Genomic DNA, 19,105 nt, shown 5'->3' on the forward strand with positions numbered 1-19,105 from the left:
GGCTCGCGGCGCTTCGACGACGGTCACAGTAAGCGATGCATGCGTCAGAAACGGTCGTAGGCGCCCACCCGCCGTTAAGTTGACATTAGGCAAGAACACTTACAGAACATCGGCAACGGTTCACGCCTTGTTCTGGACGATTCGACGCCATGCTCACGCGCAAACAGCACGAACTCCTGATGTTCATCCATGAGCGCATCAAGGAAACGGGTGTCTCGCCCTCCTTCGACGAAATGAAGGAGGCGCTGGATCTGGCGTCCAAATCGGGCATCCACCGGTTGATCACGGCGCTGGAGGAACGCGGCTTCATCCGCCGCCTGGCCCACCGGGCGCGGGCGCTGGAAGTGACCAAACTCCCGGAACAGGCCACCACCTCCCAGCCGCGCGGGCGTCAGCCCTTCCGTCCCGACGTCATCCAGGGCGGCGGACGCCCCATGGCCGCCGAGCCCGCCAACGACACCCGCGAACTGTCGCTGATGGGCAAGATCGCCGCCGGCACGCCCATCGCCGCCATCGAGCACGAGACCGCCCGCTACCCGGTGCCCGAGGCCATGCTGGGCGCGGGCGAGCACTACATGCTCGAGATCGAGGGCGACTCCATGATCGAGGCCGGCATCCTCAACGGCGATCTGGTGATCATCAAATCGACCGACACCGCCACCTCGGGCGAGATCGTCGTGGCCCTGGTCGAGGGCGAGGAAGCCACGCTCAAGCGTCTGCGCAAGAAGGGCGGCTCGATCGCGCTGGAGCCCGCCAACCGCAACTACGAGACCCGCATCTTCGGCCCGGATCAGGTCGAGGTTCAGGGCAAGCTGGTCGGACTCATCCGCCGCTATCACTGACGTCGGGATCGCCGAACCGGCTCCACGGTCGGTCGCCGCGCATGGCCGCCGCCCACACCGCGCGCCAGCGACCGGCCGACGGCGGCCCATCGCGCCACAGCTCCACCGCCCCGCCCCGGGCGTAGTCGACGCCGTCCAGCACCAGACGGCCGTCGCATGACGGCGGCAGGGCCGTCAGGGCGGCGCGCGCGCTGACCACGGGCGCCGCGCGGCACAGGGCGTCGATCTGTTCGGGGGACGGCGCCTTCTTTCCCCACCACAGAGCCAGGGGCCCGGCTGCCGGAGCCTCTGGCGCGCAGGCGAACCGGGTGCAGGTCCAGCCTTCCGACGGACGCTCCTGCGGCAGGAGCCCGCGCCGCCGCGACCAGACGTCGACCGCGAACTGCCGCACGCCCGGCCGCATGACCATCGTCTGTCCTGCCTGAACCCAGGCGGCGTTGGTCCCGCCGTCGCCGATCCAGACATCCGGCGTCGGCGCGCGCGGCCACAGCATGACCGCCGCCGCGAACGGCAGGCCCAGCCACCGCAACGGCCCGCGCCACAGGCAGCAGAACAGCACGCCGAGGAAGGAGATCGGCAGGACGAGGTCCGGCGCGCTCGCCACGGTCCGGACCGCGCCGGGCAGGCCCGCCGTCCAGGCGCCGATGGCCAGCATCAGGCCGATCCCCTGCCCCGCCAGCCACAGGAAGGGCCCGCCCAGGCCCAGGGGCTCCAGCAAGGCGCCCAGCGCCAGCATCGGCATGATCAGAAAGTCCGACACCGGCGCCGTCGCCAGATTGGACGCGAGGCCGTACATGGCCGTGCGATTGAAATGCTGCATGGCGAACGGTCCGGTCGCGGCGCCCGCGACCAGACTGGCCAGCACCGCCGCCGCCAGCCATGCGCCCGCCCGCTGGACGATCAGGATCGGGAGGGGCGCGGAGATTTCCTTCGGCCGGCGCGGCCAGGCCTCGACCAGGGCGACCAGGGCCGCCGTCGCCGCGAACGACATCTGGAAGCCGGGCGTCACGATCGCCTCGGGCTGCAGCAGCAGGACCACGAAGGCCGCGACCGCCAGGGCGTGCATGGTGATCGCCTGCCGGTCCAGCAGGATGGCGAGGAAGGCGATAGAGGCGGTGATCGCCGCCCGCTCGGCGGGCGGCGGGGCGCCGGACACCACCAGATAGGTCCCCACGGCCAGCAGCCCTCCGATCGCCGCGACCTTCTTGCCCGGGACGCGCAGCGCCAGCCACGGCCAGGCGGCGACCAGCAGCCGCACCAGAAAGAAGGCGAAGCCGCCGACCACCGCCATATGCAGGCCCGAGATCGACAGGATGTGGGCCAGCCCGGAATCGCGCATCACATCGACGTCGTCCGGGTTCAGCCACGCCTCCTGCCCGGTGGTCATGGCCGCGGCGATTCCGCCCGTCCGGTCGCCCAGGCGCGCGACAATGCGGCGGGCCAGCGCGAACCGCATGCCGTTGACCGCCATCGCCGCCCGCACCCGCCACGGCGGGGGCGTCAGATACGCCGGCCGTGTCTCCCCGAGCGAGAAGGCCACCCCGCCCAGGCTCTGGAAGAAGGCGTTGCGTCCGAAATCATAGGCGCCCGGACTGGCCGGGGCCGGCGGCGGGTTGAGGATCGCGAACAGCCGCACCGCCTGACCCGGGGCCGGCGTCTCGCCCCGGACCGTGGCGCGCAGGCGGACCGGCGTCTGCTCCGGCGTCAGGCCCCGGATCCGCACCGGTGCGATCACAACGCGCGGCCCCGCCGATCCCGGACTGTCGACATCGACCACCCAACCCTCGACCACCGTAGGCTCGGCCATGGCCGGAGCGATGGGCGCGGCGACCGCGTCGGTCCGCAGCTTGGCCACGGCGAAGCCGAGGGCGAAACAGGCGAGCATCAGCAGCGGCAGGGTCCAGACGCGCCCAAGAGCCAGACGCCGCGCGCCCAGCCAGAGTGCGGCGGCGATCAGGGCGGCGAGCAGCAACGGCCAGGCCGGCGGTTCGCTCTTCAACGCGAAATAGACCGCGCAGCCGCCGCCGAACGCCACCGGCGCCCACATCCGCCACCGCAGGGTCTGTGCGCGGAACTGATCCGACAGTAAGGTCCGGCCGCGCGCGGCGAGGCTGGGCTTTGCCGGCGTCGGCGCTATAACGCCCGCCATGACCTCCCCGTCCGCTCCCACGCCAGCCGTCGTCACCCGCTTCGCCCCTTCGCCGACCGGTTCCCTGCACATAGGAGGCGCCCGAACGGCGCTTTTCAACTATTTGTACGCCAAGGGACGCAACGGGAAGTTCCTGGTCCGAGTCGAGGACACCGACCGGGAACGGTCGACCGACGAAGCCGTCAAGGCCATTTTCGACGGCCTGAGCTGGCTGGAGCTGTTCGCCGACGAGGAGCCGGTCTTCCAGTTCAGCCGCGCCGACCGCCATCGCGAGGTGGTCAACGACCTGCTGGAGCGGGGCGCCGCCTATCGAGACTTCACCTCTGCCGAAGAGACCGGTCGCCTGCGGGACCTCGCCAAGGCCGAACGGCGCACGTTCGAATCGCCGTGGCGGGACCGCGAACCTTCCGTCGACGATCTGACGCAGCCTCACGTCGTCCGCTTCCGCCGCCCCCTGCCCGGCCAGGTGACGGTCGAGGATCAGGTGCAAGGTACGGTCAGCTGGGCCAATGACGATCTCGACGATCTGGTCCTGCTGCGCTCCGACGGCGCGCCGACGTACAATCTCGCCGTGGTGGTGGACGACCACGACATGGGCGTGACCCACGTCATCCGCGGCGACGACCATCTCAACAACGCCGCGCGCCAGAGCCTGATCTATGACGCGCTCGACTGGGCCCGCCCGAGCTTCGCCCACATCCCCCTGATCCACGGCCCCGACGGSGCCAAGCTGTCAAAGCGCCACGGGGCCCAGGCCGTGCATGAATACGCCGAAATGGGCTATCTGCCGGAGGCCATGCGCAACTAYCTGGCCCGGCTGGGCTGGGCCCAYGGCGACGACGARCTGTTCAACGACGCCCAGGCGCTGGARTGGTTCGACCTGACCGGCGTCGGCAAGGCGCCGGCCCGGCTGGACTTCGACAAGCTGGCCCACGTCAACGCCCACTGGATCCGGCTGGCTGATGACGACCGGCTGGCCAAGATGACGCTGGATGTCCACCTGGCGCGCGGCCACGCCCTGGGGCCCGACGACGAGGCGCGCCTGCTCAAAGCCATGCCGTTCGTGAAGGACCGCGCGAAAACGGCGCTGGAGCTGCGGCGCCCAGGCGCTGGAATGGTTCGACCTGACCGGCGTCGGCAAGGCGCCGGCCCGGCTGGACTTCGACAAGCTGGCCCACGTCAACGCCCACTGGATTCGGCTGGCCGACGACGACCGGCTCGCCAAGATGACGCTCGACGTGCATCTGGCCCGCGGCCACGCCCTGGGCCCGGACGACGAGGCGCGCCTGCTCGCGGCGATGCCGTTCGTGAAAGACCGGGCCAGGACGGTGCTGGAACTGGCCGACCAGACCGCCTTCGTCCTGCGTCCGCGCCCTCTGAAGATCTACGAAAAAGGCCTGCCGATGCTGGCGGGCGAATCGGGCGAACGCATCGCCCGCCTGCGCGATCGGCTGAAACTGTTCGCCAGCTGGGACGTGTTCGCGCTCGAGGCCGAGCTCAAGGTCTTCGCCGAGGAGGAGGCCGTCGGCTTCGGCAAGATCGGCCCCGCCGTGCGCGCGGCCTTGACGGGCGACGGCGTCTCGCCCGACATCGCCAAAACCCTCGCCGCCCTGGGACGCGAAGAAAGCCTCGGGCGCTTGGATGATGCGCTGCAACAGACTATCTGACAATTCATCAGACCGTGGATTGCGCCTCTCCGCGCCGGTCTCCGCCAAACCCCCAGGGGCTTCAATGACTGAACAAGCCAAACCCGCCGGCTCGGCGACCCTCACCTTCCGCGACAAGAGCGTCGAACTGCCGGTCCTGTCAGGATCCACCGGGCCGGACGTGATCGACATCCGCAAGCTGTATGGCGCGACCGAGGCCTTCACCTACGATCCCGGCTTCACCTCGACCGCCTCGTGCGAAAGCGCCCTGACCTTCATTGACGGCGATATCGGCACCCTGCTGCACCGCGGCTATCCGATCGACCAGCTGGCGTCGCAGTCCAACTTCGTCGAGGTCTGCCACCTGCTGCTGCACGGCGAGTTGCCGACCGCCGCCCAGTATGAGGCGTTCGAGCGCAGCGTCACCATGCACACCATGCTGCATTCGCAGTTCGACCGCTTCTTCGAGGGCTTCCGCCGCGACGCCCATCCCATGGCGATCATGGTCGGCACCGTCGGGGCCCTGTCGGCCTTCTATCACGACAGCCTGGACATCCACGATCCGGTCCAGCGCAACATCTCGGCCATCCGCCTGATCGCCAAGATGCCGACGATCGCGGCCCGGGCGTACAAATATCATATCGGCCAGCCCTTCATCTCGCCGCGCAACGACCTGACCTACGCCGAGAATTTCCTGCGCATGTGCTTCGCCGTCCCGGCCGAGGACTATGTCGTCAATCCGGTGCTGGCCCGGGCCATGGACCGGATCTTCATCCTGCACGCCGACCACGAGCAGAACGCCTCGACCTCGACCGTCCGCCTGGCCGGCTCGTCGGGCGCCAACCCCTTCGCCTGTATCGCCGCTGGCATCGCCTGTCTGTGGGGTCCGTCGCACGGGGGCGCCAATGAAGAGGCGCTGAACATGCTCAAGGAGATCGGCACCCCGGACAGGATCCCGGAGTTCATCGAGGGCGTGAAGGCCAAGAAATACAAGCTGATGGGCTTCGGCCACCGCGTGTACAAGAACTATGACCCGCGCGCCAAGGTGATGAAGGAGAGCGCCGACGAGGTGCTGGCCGCCGTCGGCGACCCCAACGACCCCCTGTTCCAGGTCGCCAAGGAGCTGGAGCGCATCGCCCTGAACGACGAATATTTCATCGAGAGAAAGTTGTTCCCCAACGTCGACTTCTATTCGGGCATCACCCTGTCGGCGATGGGTTTCCCGACGTCGATGTTCACCGTGCTGTTCTCGCTGGCCCGCACCGTCGGCTGGATCGCCCAGTGGCAGGAAATGATGGCCGACCCCGGCCAGAAGATCGGCCGCCCGCGCCAGCTCTACACCGGCCCGACCGAACGCGATTACGTGCCGATCAGCAGTCGCGGCTGATACGACCCGCACGACAAGACGCCGGGGGCCTTCGCTCCGGCGTTTTTCGTTGGATGTCAGGCCATTGCCTTGCCGACGTTGATGGGGGACGCTGGGCGACACCCGGGGTCTTTCTGAACACATGGCGCACGGCCGCTTTCGCTTCGAACGCTTCCAGCTCGACACCGGCGACAGGCTGCTGACGCGGGACCACGTGCCGGTGGAACTGAACGCCCGCTATCTCGACGCCCTGGCGATGCTGGTGCGCGAGGACGGCCGGCTGGTTTCCAAGGATCGCTTCCTCGACGAGGTCTGGCGCGGCGTGCCCGTCACCGACGAAGCCCTGACCCAATGCGTCCGGACCATCCGCAGGCAGCTGGGCGATGACGCGGCCAATCCGCGATTCATCGAGACCGTGCCCAAGCACGGCTACCGCTTCATCGCGCCGGTCACGCGGATCGATCCGGAACCCGGCGGCGAAGCGGATCTTGCTCCTCCATCGCGCCGGGAGGCTCCCGGCCTCTCGCCCTGGTCGAACGTCGTCCGGTTCGCCGGACCTGGAATGATCGGAGGCGGAGCCGCGGGGGTCCTTGGCGGCCTGTTCTACGGCTTGATCGTCGCCGCCCAGCCCCTGCAGTCCGGCATGGGGGCGGTCTCGATAATTCTTGTGCTGGTCTGCCTGACGGCCGTGGTCGGCCTTCTGGGCGGCGGCGGCGTAGGCCTCGGAATCGCAGGCGGGGCGATGTCCACCGGCCGACCCTGGCTGGGGAGCACGCTCGGCGGCGCCGTCGGCGGGATGATGACCGGCGCCGTGGTCAAGCTGATCGGCATCGACGCCTTCAGTCTGCTGTTCGGCCAAAGCCCGGGCGAGATCACCGGGGCCACCGAGGGCGCCCTGCTCGGCGGCGCGATCGGTTTCGGCGTCTGGCTGGGCCTCCGGATCGGGGGGCCTTCGTCGCCCTCCCACGCCGTCGCCGTCGCAGGTCTGGCGGGCGGAGCGGCCGGGGCGGTGATCCCCATGCTCGGCGGCCGGCTCATGGGCGGCAGCCTTCAGCAACTCGCCAACGGCTTTCCTGATTCACGCCTCGGGATTGAACGGATAGGCGCCCTGTTCGGCGAAAGCAGTTTCGGTCCGGTCAGCCAGATCATCACCGGCGGTCTGGAAGGCGCCCTGTTCGGGGCCTGCGTGGCGGCCGCCATACGGCTGGCCCGGCGTCGCCAGGGCGGCTAGGCCGCCCTGCTCGCGATGACGCGCAGCACGGCGTCGGCGGCGATCTCGGACGGATCGCGGCCTTCCCGTCCCATCAGGTCCAGCGCCGCCGTCTGCCCGGCCGCCTGCGCCCGGCGCGCCTCCGGATCCGCCAGCAGCCGTCCGACCGCCGCCGCCAGCTTTTCCGGCGTGGCGTCGTTCTGGATCAGTTCGGGCGCGATCTCGGCGCCGGCGGCATGGTTGAACAGGGTCGCGTACTTGCCGGTGAAGAACGGCTTCATGATCGCATAGCTGAGCGGCTGAAACCGGTAGCTGATCACCATGGGCGCGCCGGCCAGGGCCAGTTCGGTCGACACCGTGCCGCTGGTGGCGAGGGCGACCGTGGCGGCGCGCATGGCGGCGTATTTCTCGCTCTCGGGCACCAGATGCGCCCGGAAGGGCCAGCCCGCCACCCGTCCCGCGACATCGTCGGCGACGGTGCCCGCGGCGACCACGGCCACCTCCAGCGCGGGGTCGGCCGCCTTCAGTCTGGCCACGGCCGCCTCAAAGACGGGCGTCATCAACCGGATCTCCGAAGGCCGGCTGCCGGGCAGCACCAGCAACAGGCCGGCGTCGGCGGCGATGCCGCGCGACGCCCGGAAGGCCGCCGGATCCGCGCCGCTGAAGTCCACATGCAGGGCCTGTGAGCCCACCACAGTCGTCGGCAGCCCCTCGCGCTCGAACCACGGCGCGTCGAAGGCGTAGAGCGCCAGGAGGTGATCGACGGAGGCCGCCAGGGTCTTCGCCCGCGCCGGTCGTGAGGCCCAGACCTGGGGCCCGACATATTTGATCAGCGGCACGCCTCGCAGCGCCCTCCTCAGCGCGCGGGCGACGCGGATGGTGAAGCCCCAGCTGTCGATCAGGACCACGGCGTCAGGCTTTTCAGCGACGGCGAGGGCGACGGTGTCGGTCACGCGTCGCCTGACGAGGCCATAGGCCTTGAGCCCCTCAAGCCAGCCGAGAATGGACAGTTCGGCGATGTCGAAGGGGCTTCGCACACCCTGCTCCGCCATCCGGGGGCCGCCGACACCGACAAAGACCACGTCCGGCCCCAGCCGCGCCTTCAGCGCCTCGGCCAGGCCGGCGCCCAGGGCGTCGCCCGAGGCCTCAGCCGCAACCAGCATGATCTTCAGCGGCCGGCTCATCGGCCCGGCTCTCCCCATACGAACAGACCGAGCCGGTCGGCGGCCTCGACGATGGCGGGGTGATCGATCAGGATCAGCTTGCCGGCGATGCCGCCGACGCCCGCCAGGCCCGCCGCGGCGGCCATTTCGACGGTGCGCGCGCCCATCACCGGCATGTCGACGCGCAGGTCCTGGATCGGTTTGGGCGCCTTGCCCAGCGCGCCCTTGCGGCCGGCGACCGAGCCCCGCAAATCCGCCGGCAGGGCGGCGACCCGGGCCAGCATGGCGTCCGTGCCCTCCTGCGCCTCGACCGCCAGAACCAGGCCGTCGCAGACGACGGCGCCCTGACCGATATCAAGTTCGCCTGCCTTTTCCGCTATATGAAGCGCTTTCCTGAGATCGGAAAGCTGTCCGGGCGACGGCTCGATCGCGCCCAGGGCGCCGGTGGGCAAGGTTTCTCCGCCCAGAATGTCGTCGGCGCCTTCGATGGCGTAACCCTCGTTCTCGAACACCGACAGAATCTTGCGCAGCAGGGCGTCGTCGCCCTTGCTGGCCGCCGCCACGATGCCCGGCAGCAGGGTCGCGCCCTTGAAGTCGGGTTTCAGGCTCTTGAAATCCGGCCGGTTGACCGTTCCGGCGAAGGTCACCGCCGCGCAGCCCGCCTTCTTCAGCGCCGACAACACCTTGCCGATCTCGGCCATGCCGGCCTCTATGCCGGGATAGCGCGCCAGATGCGGATCGGCGAAACCCGTCAGCCGCACCACGAACACTGGCCGGCCCTCGGCCTCGCACCGCGCCGCCACCGATATGGGCAGGGCGCCGCCGCCGGCGATCAGACCCAGCTTGCCGCCGGGACCGCTCATTCGCCCGGCAGGCACAGGGGCCGTTTGCCGGCCGCGCGGATGAAGGCCGTGATCTCCATGATCTCGGGCAGGTCGGCATAGGCGCCTTCGACCGCATCCAGCCGCCCGGCGAAGGTCCCGCCGCCCTCGAACAGGTCGCGATAGGCGGCCAGCAGGCGGCGGATCGCCGTCTTGTCGTACCCCTTCCGCTTCAGACCGATCAGGTTCAGCCCGTGCAGGCGGGCGTGGTTGCCCCAGGCCGAACCATACGGAATGACGTCTCTCGTCACCGCCGCAAGTCCGCCGATGATGGCCCCTTGCCCGACCCGCCCGAACTGGTGGACCGCCGCCAGACCGCCCAGGAAGACCCGGTCGCCGATCTCCGTATGGCCGCCCAGGGTGGCGTGGTTGGCGAAGGTGACATGGTCCCCGACAATGGCGTCATGGCCGACGTGGGACCCGGTCATGAACAGGCAACCCTTGCCGATGCGGGTCAGCCCGCCGCCGACGGGCGTGCCGCGGTTGAAAGTGCTGTGTTCCCGGATCAGGCAGTCCGCCCCGATCTCGAGCCGAACCGGTTCGCCCTTGTAGCCGCCGTGCTGCGGGTCTCCGCCGATCACGGAGAACGGATGGATGATCGTTCGAGCGCCGACGGTCGTGTCTTGCTGCACCACAGCATGGCTGACCAGCCGCACGTCGGTCTCCAGCACCACGCCCGGGCCGACGATGCACCAGGGGCCGACCTCGACGCCATCGGCGATCCGCGCGCCGGCGTCGACGACCGCCGTGGCGTGGATGCGGCTCACGCGTTCACCGGCTTGTCGACGGTGACCATCATGGCGGCGAAGTCGGCCTCGGACGCCAGCTTGCCGTCGATGAAGGTCTCGCCGCGGAATTTGAAGATGTCGCCGCGGATCTTGGTCACCACCACCTTCATCCTCAGCTGGTCGCCGGGCCGGGCCGGCTTGCGGAAGCGGACCCCGTCGATCGACATGAACATGATCACCTTGCCCTCGACCGTCACGTCCATCGACTTGGACATCAGCAGGGCCCCCGTCTGGGCCATGGCCTCTACGATCATCACCCCGGGCATGACCGGGTCGATGGGGAAATGGCCCGGGAAATAGGGCTCGTTGTGGGTGACGTTCTTGATGCCGGTGATCGAGGTGTTCGGCACGAAGTCCTCGGCCTTGTCGATCAGCAGGAAGGGGTACCGGTGAGGCAGGCGCCGCATCACCTCGGCGTAGTCGATCTTGCCTTCGTCGCTCATCCTGCGGCCTTCCTCGCCGACGACGCTTACGAACGCGCCTTTCCGGACGCCTGTTTGGCGAGCCAGATCGTTTCGCGCAAGAACTGACGCAGAGGTTTGGCCGGATAGCCCGACCAGGTCTCGCCGGCGGGAATGTCGGCCAGCACCCCGGCGCCGGCCGCGACGCGGGCGCCTTCGCCGATCCGTATATGGTCGCCGATCCCCGCCTTGCCCCCGAAGATGACGTTGTCGCCCACGATCACCGAACCCGAGATGCCGGTGTTGGCCGCCATCAGGCAGTTGCGGCCGATGATGCAGTTGTGGGCGATCATGACCAGATTATCGATCTTGGTGTTCTCGCCGATGACCGTATCGTCATAGGCCCCGCGGTCGATGCAGGAGTTGGCGCCGACGGTGACCCCGTCCTGCAGGATAACGCGTCCCAGCTGCGGAATATCGACCGGGCCCGCCCGCGATCCCGTCGCGCCGAATCCCTGTTCGCCAATCCGCGCGCCGGAATAGATTTTCACCCGGTCCCCGATCAGGGCAAATCCGACCGTGACGTTCGAGCCGATCTGGCAGTCGCGCCCGATCTGCACGCCGGGCCCGACGACGGTGTTGGCGCCGATACGCGTTCCACTTCCGATACGAACGCCCGCGCCCAGGACCACGCCCGGTTCGAGGACGACGGACCCGTCCTCGACGGCCTCATCGCGCTTGACCGCCACGTCCAGCGGAATCGGCCGGTGAAGCAGGACCGAGGCCCGCGCCCAGGCGGCCGGGGCCTCGCCGGAGACGATCACCGCCGCGCCCGCCGGCGCGAACTCGACCGCGCCGGGGGGCACGATCACGCAGCCGGCGCGGGTTTCGGCCAGAGCTGCCTGGAATTTTCGGTCGCCGAGGAAGGCGACGTCGGTCAGCCCCGCAGACGCCAGGGGCGCGACGGCGGAGACCTGACGGTCTCCGCCTCTGTGCACTTCGCCCCCGATCCGCCCGGCCAGCTCGGCGACGCTGAGCGCCGGCAGGCTGTCGAAAAAGCGCGGATCGGGCATGGAAAAGCTTACTGCTGCGGCGCTTGCACCGGCACCGGGGTGCGGTTGAAGCTCAGCGACGGCAGGGCGGTGTTCAGGCGCTGGATGACCACGTCAGTGATGTCCATCGCCGGGTTGGCGATATAGACGGCCGAGCGGTCCAGCAGCAGGCCGCAGCCACGCTCCTGGTAGACGGCGACCAGGATCGGATCGGCGGCCTGGGCGATGGCGCGGATCTGAAGCTGCTGGGTGTACTGCAGCTCCTGCTGGCGGGTCTGCTCCAGCTGCTGGGCCTCCTGGGCGCGTTGCTGCAGCGCCTGACGGCGCGTGCCCTGCGGATCGGCGGCGGCGCCGCCCTGCTGCAGCTGCTGGGCCTCGGTCTGGATCGTGGCGGCGTAGGGCTGGAGCTCGCCCTGCACTTCCGTGACCAGACGCTGCATGCCGGCCTGGACCGACTGGCCGGCGGTGGACTGGGCCAGCAAGCGGTCGTTGTGGAAGATGCAGACGCCGGCAATCGCCGGGCCGGGGTTGGCCGGAGCCTGGGCCTGGGCGGCGGCCGAACCGGCGGCCAGCGAAGCGAGCGCGAAAGCGCCGAGAGCGAACAATTTCATCTTGGACCTTTGAGCGGAACCGTGTCCCGCAATTAGAACTGGGTGGATGTCGAGAAGCGGAACGTTTCTGTCTTGTCGTATTCTTCCTTGCCGAGGATGTGGCTCAGGTCGAAGCGGATCGGGCCCATGGGCGAGCGCCAGTGGATGCTGACGCCGGCGGAGGCGCGCAGCTCAAGGTCATCAACGATGCCGGGATCCGGATTGCCCAGCGAATTCACCGTATAGCGGTCGTCCAGGACTCCCAATGTGCCCACATCGGTGAACAGCGAGGTGCGGATGCCGTATTGCTCGGGCAGGAAGTTCGGGACCGTCAGCTCGAGCGTGCCGATCGCGTAGAAATTGCCGCCCAGGGCGTCAGTGGTGTTGAGGTCGCGGGGACCCAGGCCGGCGGTCTCGAAGCCGCGGAAGCTGTTGCCGCCCTTGAAGAAGCGGTCGTTGATGCGGATCGGATCGCCGCCCCAGCCCGCGATATAGCCGGTCGATGCGGTAGCGGTGACCACCCATTCGGGGGTGATGCCCCAATAGGCCGAAACGTCGCCCTCGGTCTTGATGTAGTTCACGTCCCCGCCGATGCCGGCGAAGTCCTGGCGGAAGGACCCGGTCCAGCCGCGCGTCGGCCGGACGGGGTCGTTCCGGCGGTCGACGATCAGGGTGTAGCCCGCCGACGAGTTGAGGAACGAACCGACCTGGTCGCAGAGCGCCGTCGAACCGGACCCGCCGGGCGTGCAGTAGCCCTGCGGGACGATGATCTCGTCGCTCTTGAGGAAGTAGCGGGTGCTCAGCAGCGTGTAGCCGTTCAACGGATACGACAGACGCACGCCTCCGCCCGTCGAGCGGTAGTCATACGACGAATATTCGCTGAGGTCGTAGCGCGAATGGAAGGCGTCGAAACCGGCGCGAAGGTCGCGGCCGAGGAATTTCGGCTCGGTGAAGCGGAAGTCGATCTGCTGGCGCAACGAGCCCCATTCCAGGCGGGCCACGACGTTCTGGCCGCGACCGCGGAAGTTCCGCTCGGTGATGCCGAGGTTGACCACGAAGGAGTCGACTGAGCTGAAGCCCGCGCCGACCGAAAGTTCGCCCGTCGGCTGTTCCGTGACGGTGACGTTGATGACCGAGCGGTCCGGCGCCGAACCGCGCGCCTCCTCGACCGTGACGTCCTTGAAGAAGCCCAGGGCCCGCAGATTGTTGCGCGAGCGCTCCTGAAGCGTGCGGTTGAAGGCGTCGCCCTCGGTCAGCATCATCTCGCGGCGGATGACGTTGTCCAGGGTGCGGGTGTTGCCGATCACGTTGATCCGGTCGACGTAGACCCGCTGGCCTTCCTTGACGTTGAAGGTGACATCGACCGTGTCCGTCTCCGGATTGGCCTTGTAGGTGGGCTCGATCTCGACGAAGGCGTAGCCCGCGGATCCGGCGGCGAAGGTCAGGGCGTCGACCGCCGTTTCGATCTTGTCGCTCTCGTAGAGGTCGCCGGTCCGGATCGGCAGCAGCATCTTGAGGAAGTCCGGATTCAGCCGGTCGTTCTCGGTGACCACGTCGACCGTGCCGAAATTATACCGGTCGCCCTCGTCCACCGTCAGGGTGATGCCGAAGGCGCCGTCGTCGGGCGCCAGTTCCGAAATCGCCGACAGGACGCGGAAATCGTAGTAACCGCGGTTGGTGTAGAATTTTCGCAGCTGCTCCCGGTCGTAGTCGAGGCGGTTGGGGTCGTAATTGTCATTGGTGGTGAACAGGCGGTACCAGGCCGACTGCTGGGTCACCATCACGCCGCGCAGGTCATTGTCCGAGAAGGCGGTGTTGCCAAGGAAGGTGATCGCGCGAACGCCGGTTTCCGGGCCCTCGTCGATCTCGAACACCACGTCGACCCGGTTCTGGTCCAGCTGGACCAGCTTGGGCGTCACCGTCGCCGAAATCCGGCCTGAGAGGCGGTAGAGCTCGACGATCTTGCCGACATCCTCCTGGACGCGGGCGCGGGTGTAGATGCCGCGCGGCTTCAGGGTGACCTCCTCGGTGAGCTTGTCCTCGCTGAGCGCGCTGTTTCCCTCGAACACCACCTGGTTGATGATGGGGTTCTCGACGATCTGGACGATCAGGTCGCCGTTCGAGACGCCCAGCTGGACATCGGCGAACAGCTGGGTCCGGGTCAGGGTGCGGACGGCGACGTCCAGCACCGAGGCGTCGACCGTGTCGCCGGGCTGGATCGGCAGGTAGGACAGGACCGTCGTCTGGTCGATGCGCTGGTTGCCGCGCACCAGGATCCGGTTGATCACAAGCCGCTCTTCCTGGACCGGCGCGGCCTGGGGCGCCGACGCGGCTTCGATCGGCGCGCCGGGCTGGATAGCCGGGGCCGTCTGGGCCAGGGCCGGCCCGGCCAGACCGGCCGCGACCGCAAGGGCCAGCAAGCTCGGGCTCAGGCGCCGGGCGAAGTGAAGGGCGGACGCGTCTTGTCGGATCATGCGGGGGACCATCGGGGGCTGGCGTCGGCTCGTCATGCGAGCCCGCCGAGGAATTTGAACAGGCTCAGCTTTTGCAACATCCAGAACCGGAATCAACAGCAGGTGGCCCCCATCCAGAACCGGAATCGGCAGCAGATTAACAATGCCAATTCCGATCGAAACTATGGCGGCGAACTGAAGAAACGTCAGCGCCAGGTTCGCCGCGATATAGCCGGGGTCGGGATTCGCAGCCACAGCCTGACGGGTGACGCCGCCGGCGGCCCGGGCGATTCCGATGGGCCCGCTCAGCAGATCGCCCGATTCCTTGCCCGTGAAGATGCGGCCGATGTAGGTGCCGGTCGTCCCGACCGTCGTCCCGATCATCTCCGCGCCCTTCCCGGCCGCTTCCAGCGGGTTCAGGCGGCGAAACCGGTAGTCCTCTCGCAGGGGCTGAAGCGCCAGGCCGATGCGCGCGACGCGCACCCGCCCCGACAGTTCGTCGTTCTCGAGCTGTCGCTGCGGCGTCGCCACCAGCTCCAGCCGCCGGCCGGCGCGATCCACGCTGAACCGCAGGGGGTCGCCGGCGCTCATGATCACCGTCTGCGTGACCTCGGCCTGTTCCTCGACCGGACGGCCGTTGATGGCCGTGATCCGGTCCCCGGGCAGGAAGCCCGCGGCGGCGGCCGGACTGCCCGGCGCAACCACGGCCACGCGGGGCGCGACGATCTGTTCGCCGATGACGCTGAACAGGATGGTGAAAAGCACGGTGGCCAGCAGGAAGTTGGCGGCCGGGCCCGCGGCGACGATCAGGGCACGCTGCCAGATCGGCTTGAAATGGAAATAGTCGCGTTCGGCCCCCGCTCCGTTCTCGGCGACGACGCGCTGGCGCAGTTCCGCCAGGCCGGCCTGGTCGGGCACGCTCGAGGCGTCCAGATCGCCGGCGAATTTCACGTATCCGCCCAGCGGCAGCCAGGCCAGCCGCCATTCGGTTCCGCGCCGGTCGGTCCGGGCGGCGATGGTCCTGCCGAAGCCGATGGAGAAACGGTCGATCTTCACGCCGAAGGCGCGCGCGACGAGGAAATGGCCCAGCTCGTGGATGGTGACGATGAACGTCAGCACCAGCAGGAAGGGTACGATGTAGAGCAATGCCTGACCAAGAAAGCCCGTCATGCCGATAAGGGTCCCCTCCGCCGTCAGGCTGCCGCCGCGATGCCCTGGATGATCGATTCCGCCGTCCGCCGCGCCTGCGCATCAACCTCGAGGGCCGCGTCGCACGCATCGTCGGAACAGGAAACCGCCCGCTGGGCCGTCACGCGCGACAAGGTGTCGGCGACGACTGCGGCAATATTGAGAAAGCCCAGCCGACGGTCAAGAAACGCCAGGGCCGCGACCTCGTTGGCGGCGTTGAACACGGTCGGGGCCGCCCCTCCCGCCTGCAGCGCCTGCCGGGCCAGCCTGAGGGCCGGGAACCGCTCCTCGTCGGGCGCCTGGAAGGTCAGCCGGCCCAGCGCGGCCAGGTCCAGTCGCGGCGCCGGCCAGGCGACGCGGTCCGGCCAGGCCAGGGCGTAGGCGATCGGCGTCTTCATGTCCGGCGGCCCCATCTGCGCCAGGGTCGAGCCGTCCACGTATTCGACCATGCTGTGGATGATGGACTCGGGATGCACCACCACCTCGATCCGCTCGGCCGGCATGTCGAACAGATAGGCCGCCTCGATCGCCTCCAGCCCCTTGTTGGCCATCGTCGCGCTGTCGACCGAGATCTTGGCCCCCATGCTCCAGTTGGGATGGGCGACGGCCTGTTCCGGCGTGATGGCGCCCAGGGTTTCGCGCGGCATGGTGCGGAACGGTCCGCCGGACGCCGTCAGCACCAGCTTCGCCACCCGCTCCGGCGCCTCATGCGGGAAGACCTGGTGGATGGCCGAATGCTCCGAATCCACCGGGATCAGCCGCCCGCCGGACTGCCGCACCCGCTGGATCAGCGCCGGGCCGCAGCAGACCAGGCTTTCCTTGTTCGCCAGCGCCAGAGTCGCCCCTGTCGCGGCCGCCGCCCAGGCCGAACGCAGGCCGGCGGCGCCGACGATGGCCGCCATGATCCAGTCCGCCGGCCGGGTCGCAACCTCGATGACGGCTTCGTCGCCGGCCGCGGCTTCGACGCCCGTTCCGGCCAGGGCGTCGCGCAGCTCCTGCAGCCGGGACGGGTCCGCCGTCACCGCGATGCCGGGCTTCCAGCGACGGGCCTGTTCCGCCAGCCGGGCGATATTGGCTCCCCCCGTCAGGGCGACGACCTCGAAGGCGCCCGTACCGGCCGCCTGGATCTGGTGCATCAGGTCCAGGGTCGAACAGCCGACCGATCCGGTCGAGCCCAGAACCGTGACGCGCCGCCGGATCACGCGCCCCCTCCGAACACGCCGGCCAGCAGCCGCCCGCAGGCCACCACCACGACCGCGAACATCAGGCCGTCGACCCGGTCCAGCAGGCCGCCGTGGCCCGGGATCAGCTTGCCCGCGTCCTTGACGCCATAGCGTCGCTTCAGGGCCGATTCCCACAGGTCGCCGGCCATGGTCGCCAGCGCCGCCGCCAGTCCCAGCACCGCGCCCCAGGCCGGATTGACGCCCATGTCGAGATACATGGCCAGCAGCGCGCCCGCGGCCGTCCCTGCGACCAGACCGCCGATGAAGCCGGACCAGGTCTTGTTGGGCGAGAAGCGCGGCCACAGCTTGGGCCCGCCGACCAGGCTGCCGACCAGATAGGCCATGATGTCCGAGGCCCAGGCGATGGCGAAGGCGGAGACCGTCCAGGCCAGCCCCGACTGACTGTCGACATCCCTCAGCCATATCAGCAGCACCGCAGGCCAGCCGAGGTAGAGCACCCCATAGGCCGCATCCAGAGCCTCCTGCCCGCGGTTGCGCGCGAACAGGCCCGCAGCCACGGACCCGAAGACCAGCATCACCAGGGCGAGAGACAGTTGCTCGGCGTGGGCCGCCACGACGCCGGCGACCAGACCGAAGGCCACCGCCCCGGCCATGACCCGCCACGCCTTCGCGGCGCTCATCGTCGCCCATTCGACCGCCAGCAGGGCGCAGGCCAGCAGCATCAGGCCCAGGAACCACAGGCCGCCGGCCCAGATGGCCAGAACGGCGGCAGGGGCCAACACGACGGCCGATGCGGCCCTCAGGCCAATGTCGCCCGCCTTGACCGCCATCAGCCGGCCGCGAGGGCGGGCGCCGGGCTCGACGTCGCGCGTCCGCCGAAACGCCGGTCCCGGTTACGGTATTGTTCGACCACGTCCGCCAGGGCGTCGGGGCCGTAGTCGGGCCAGAGCACGTTCTGATAGACCAGCTCGGCGTAGGCGGCTTCCCACAGCAGGAAGTTCGACAGCCGCTGCTCGCCCGAGGTGCGCACGATCACATCGACCGGCGGCGCGCCGGCGGTCGAAAGACCCTGACCCAGCGCGTCCTCATCCAGCGGTCCCCTGGCCTTGCCGGCCATCACCAGATCGATATGGCGCTGGGCCGCATCGACGATGTCGGCCCGGCCGCCGTAGTTGAAGGCGACCTGCAGGATGAATTTGTCGTTGTGGGCCGTGGTCGCCTCGGCCCGGTCGATGATGGCGGCGATATCGGCGGGCAGGCCGGTGCGCCGCCCCAGCACCCGCACCTTCACGCCTTCGCGCTCCAGCCGCTTCAGGTCGCTGGCGACGTAGGACCGGACCAGTCCCATCAGGTCGGAGACCTCCTCCGCGGGTCGGCGCCAGTTCTCGGTCGAGAAGCCGAACACCGTCAGGCAGGTGATGCCGAGCGCCGGCGCGGCCTGAACGGTGCGCTTCAGCGCCTGCACGCCTTCGCGATGCCCCATGGCGCGCGGCAGGCCACGCGCTTCGGCCCAGCGGCCGTTGCCGTCCATGATCAGGGCGACGTGGCGCGGCCCGTCAGTCGGCGCGGCGGGATGAGGAAGGTTGGCGGGCATCGGCGCTTATCCTACGGCAATTCGCGCCGTCAAACCTGCATGATCTCAACTTCCTTGGCCCTCAAGGCCTCGTCGATGCGTTTGATCGCCGCGTCCGTGTCCTTCTGGACCTCGGTCTCCATCTTCTTCTGCTCGTCCTGGCTGATCTCGCCGGCCTTTTCGGCCTTCTTCAGGTCCTCGTTGGCGTCGCGGCGCACGTTGCGGACGGCGATCTTCTGCTGCTCGGTGTATTTGCCGGCCAGCTTGGCCAGGTCCTTGCGGCGTTCCTCGGTCAGCGGCGGCACCGGAATGCGCAGCGTCTGGCCGTCGACGATCGGGTTCAGGCCCAGGCCGGCGGCGCGGATGGCCTTCTCGACCGGCCCCACCATCGACTTGTCCCAGACGTTGACCGAGATCATGCGCGGCTCGGGCACGCTGATGGCGGCGACCGAATTCAACGGGGCGTTGGAGCCGTAGGCCTGCACCTGCACGGGATCCAGCAGGCCGACGTTGGCCCGGCCGGTCCGCAGGCCGTTGAACTCTTCCTTCAGGGCGGCGACGGACTTGTCCATCCGCTCGCGATAGGTTTTCAGGTCAGGCTTGGCCATGGTCGTTTCTC

General features: G+C 68.9%; 16 protein-coding genes and 2 pseudogenes. 5 read left to right on the top strand and 13 right to left on the bottom strand.

Annotated elements, in window-relative coordinates; all coding sequences use genetic code 11:
- Window positions 1-149: 149 nt before the first annotated feature.
- The gene (gene lexA, locus ASD25_RS03110) at window positions 150-842 is read left to right on the top strand and encodes a transcriptional repressor LexA (protein ID WP_055829373.1); all 693 of its coding nucleotides are present in this window, start codon (window positions 150-152) and stop codon (window positions 840-842) included.
- Here lexA and ASD25_RS03115 read toward each other — a convergent pair.
- A complete protein-coding gene (locus ASD25_RS03115; protein ID WP_055829760.1) occupies window positions 823-2,991 on the bottom strand; it encodes a ComEC/Rec2 family competence protein in 2,169 nt (722 codons plus the stop codon). The two genes, lexA and ASD25_RS03115, sit on opposite strands and share 20 nt — an antisense overlap.
- Between ASD25_RS03115 and gltX the strand changes: the two are divergent.
- The 4 genes and pseudogenes from gltX to ASD25_RS03135 all read left to right on the top strand — a co-directional run.
- A pseudogene (gltX, locus tag ASD25_RS03120) lies at window positions 2,990-4,087 on the top strand (glutamate--tRNA ligase); the annotation flags it as partial. The gene ASD25_RS03115 and the pseudogene gltX overlap by 2 nt on opposite strands.
- A 130-nt stretch (window positions 4,088-4,217) precedes the next feature.
- Window positions 4,218-4,658: a hypothetical protein gene (locus tag ASD25_RS03125; RefSeq protein WP_235562580.1), complete on the top strand. Its 441-nt coding sequence runs from the start codon at window positions 4,218-4,220 to the stop codon at window positions 4,656-4,658.
- Between the two features lie 64 nt (window positions 4,659-4,722).
- Window positions 4,723-6,024 carry a citrate synthase gene (gene gltA / locus ASD25_RS03130; protein WP_055829368.1) on the top strand — a complete coding sequence of 434 codons (1,302 nt, stop codon included), beginning with the start codon at window positions 4,723-4,725 and terminating at the stop codon, window positions 6,022-6,024.
- 121 nt (window positions 6,025-6,145) lie between these two features.
- On the top strand, window positions 6,146-7,234 hold the full coding sequence (locus ASD25_RS03135) for a transcriptional regulator (protein ID WP_055829365.1): 1,089 nt from the start codon (window positions 6,146-6,148) through the stop codon (window positions 7,232-7,234).
- On the opposite strand, the gene lpxB is transcribed toward ASD25_RS03135, so the two are convergent.
- From lpxB to frr, 12 genes and pseudogenes are all read right to left on the bottom strand, one after another.
- Entirely contained in the window at window positions 7,231-8,397 is a 1,167-nt protein-coding gene (gene lpxB, locus ASD25_RS03140; protein WP_055829362.1) for a lipid-A-disaccharide synthase, read from the bottom strand. The genes ASD25_RS03135 and lpxB overlap by 4 nt on opposite strands.
- A complete protein-coding gene (locus ASD25_RS03145) occupies window positions 8,394-9,239 on the bottom strand; it encodes an LpxI family protein (RefSeq protein ID WP_055829359.1) in 846 nt (281 codons plus the stop codon). Before ASD25_RS03145 ends, lpxB begins: the two co-directional genes overlap by 4 nt.
- The gene (gene lpxA, locus ASD25_RS03150; protein WP_055829356.1) at window positions 9,236-10,024 is read right to left on the bottom strand and encodes an acyl-ACP--UDP-N-acetylglucosamine O-acyltransferase; all 789 of its coding nucleotides are present in this window, start codon (window positions 10,022-10,024) and stop codon (window positions 9,236-9,238) included. Before lpxA ends, ASD25_RS03145 begins: the two co-directional genes overlap by 4 nt.
- Window positions 10,021-10,488 (bottom strand): 3-hydroxyacyl-ACP dehydratase FabZ, encoded by a 468-nt coding sequence (gene fabZ / locus ASD25_RS03155; RefSeq protein ID WP_055829354.1) that lies wholly within the window; start codon window positions 10,486-10,488, stop codon window positions 10,021-10,023. The genes lpxA and fabZ overlap by 4 nt, the downstream gene beginning before the upstream one ends.
- Before the next feature lie 26 nt (window positions 10,489-10,514).
- Window positions 10,515-11,519, bottom strand: coding sequence for a UDP-3-O-(3-hydroxymyristoyl)glucosamine N-acyltransferase (gene lpxD / locus ASD25_RS03160; protein ID WP_055829350.1), 1,005 nt, complete (start codon window positions 11,517-11,519; stop codon window positions 10,515-10,517).
- A gap of 8 nt (window positions 11,520-11,527) precedes the next feature.
- Complete coding sequence (locus ASD25_RS03165) at window positions 11,528-12,109, bottom strand: OmpH family outer membrane protein (RefSeq protein ID WP_055829347.1); 582 nt, start codon at window positions 12,107-12,109, stop codon at window positions 11,528-11,530.
- 32 nt (window positions 12,110-12,141) lie between these two features.
- The gene (bamA, locus tag ASD25_RS03170; protein ID WP_055829759.1) at window positions 12,142-14,562 is read right to left on the bottom strand and encodes an outer membrane protein assembly factor BamA; all 2,421 of its coding nucleotides are present in this window, start codon (window positions 14,560-14,562) and stop codon (window positions 12,142-12,144) included.
- A 102-nt stretch (window positions 14,563-14,664) separates the two neighbouring features.
- A pseudogene (locus ASD25_RS31170) lies at window positions 14,665-15,711 on the bottom strand (RIP metalloprotease); the annotation flags it as partial.
- Between the two features lie 23 nt (window positions 15,712-15,734).
- Window positions 15,735-16,931 (bottom strand): 1-deoxy-D-xylulose-5-phosphate reductoisomerase, encoded by a 1,197-nt coding sequence (gene dxr, locus ASD25_RS03175; RefSeq protein WP_055829343.1) that lies wholly within the window; start codon window positions 16,929-16,931, stop codon window positions 15,735-15,737.
- Complete coding sequence (locus tag ASD25_RS03180; RefSeq protein WP_055829338.1) at window positions 16,928-17,743, bottom strand: phosphatidate cytidylyltransferase; 816 nt, start codon at window positions 17,741-17,743, stop codon at window positions 16,928-16,930. Before ASD25_RS03180 ends, dxr begins: the two co-directional genes overlap by 4 nt.
- Window positions 17,743-18,507 carry a polyprenyl diphosphate synthase gene (uppS, locus tag ASD25_RS03185; RefSeq protein WP_055829335.1) on the bottom strand — a complete coding sequence of 255 codons (765 nt, stop codon included), beginning with the start codon at window positions 18,505-18,507 and terminating at the stop codon, window positions 17,743-17,745. The genes ASD25_RS03180 and uppS overlap by 1 nt, the downstream gene beginning before the upstream one ends.
- A gap of 29 nt (window positions 18,508-18,536) precedes the next feature.
- Window positions 18,537-19,094: a ribosome recycling factor gene (frr, locus tag ASD25_RS03190; protein WP_055829332.1), complete on the bottom strand. Its 558-nt coding sequence runs from the start codon at window positions 19,092-19,094 to the stop codon at window positions 18,537-18,539.
- Window positions 19,095-19,105: the final 11 nt, after the last annotated feature.

The sequence above is a fragment of the Brevundimonas sp. Root1423 genome, assembly GCF_001426805.1.

Excerpts from the sequence above, each read along its gene's own strand:
- lexA (WP_055829373.1), top strand. The coding sequence starts at position 150 with ATGCTCACGCGCAAACAGCACGAACTCCTGATGTTCATCCATGAGCGC.
- ASD25_RS03115 (WP_055829760.1), bottom strand. The coding sequence starts at position 2,991 with ATGGCGGGCGTTATAGCGCCGACGCCGGCAAAGCCCAGCCTCGCCGCG.
- ASD25_RS03125 (WP_235562580.1), top strand. The coding sequence starts at position 4,218 with ATGACGCTCGACGTGCATCTGGCCCGCGGCCACGCCCTGGGCCCGGAC.
- gltA (WP_055829368.1), top strand. The coding sequence starts at position 4,723 with ATGACTGAACAAGCCAAACCCGCCGGCTCGGCGACCCTCACCTTCCGC.
- ASD25_RS03135 (WP_055829365.1), top strand. The coding sequence starts at position 6,146 with ATGGCGCACGGCCGCTTTCGCTTCGAACGCTTCCAGCTCGACACCGGC.
- lpxB (WP_055829362.1), bottom strand. The coding sequence starts at position 8,397 with ATGAGCCGGCCGCTGAAGATCATGCTGGTTGCGGCTGAGGCCTCGGGC.
- ASD25_RS03145 (WP_055829359.1), bottom strand. The coding sequence starts at position 9,239 with ATGAGCGGTCCCGGCGGCAAGCTGGGTCTGATCGCCGGCGGCGGCGCC.
- fabZ (WP_055829354.1), bottom strand. The coding sequence starts at position 10,488 with ATGAGCGACGAAGGCAAGATCGACTACGCCGAGGTGATGCGGCGCCTG.
- lpxD (WP_055829350.1), bottom strand. The coding sequence starts at position 11,519 with ATGCCCGATCCGCGCTTTTTCGACAGCCTGCCGGCGCTCAGCGTCGCC.
- ASD25_RS03165 (WP_055829347.1), bottom strand. The coding sequence starts at position 12,109 with ATGAAATTGTTCGCTCTCGGCGCTTTCGCGCTCGCTTCGCTGGCCGCC.
- bamA (WP_055829759.1), bottom strand. The coding sequence starts at position 14,562 with ATGATCCGACAAGACGCGTCCGCCCTTCACTTCGCCCGGCGCCTGAGC.
- ASD25_RS03180 (WP_055829338.1), bottom strand. The coding sequence starts at position 17,743 with ATGGCGGTCAAGGCGGGCGACATTGGCCTGAGGGCCGCATCGGCCGTC.
- uppS (WP_055829335.1), bottom strand. The coding sequence starts at position 18,507 with ATGCCCGCCAACCTTCCTCATCCCGCCGCGCCGACTGACGGGCCGCGC.
- frr (WP_055829332.1), bottom strand. The coding sequence starts at position 19,094 with ATGGCCAAGCCTGACCTGAAAACCTATCGCGAGCGGATGGACAAGTCC.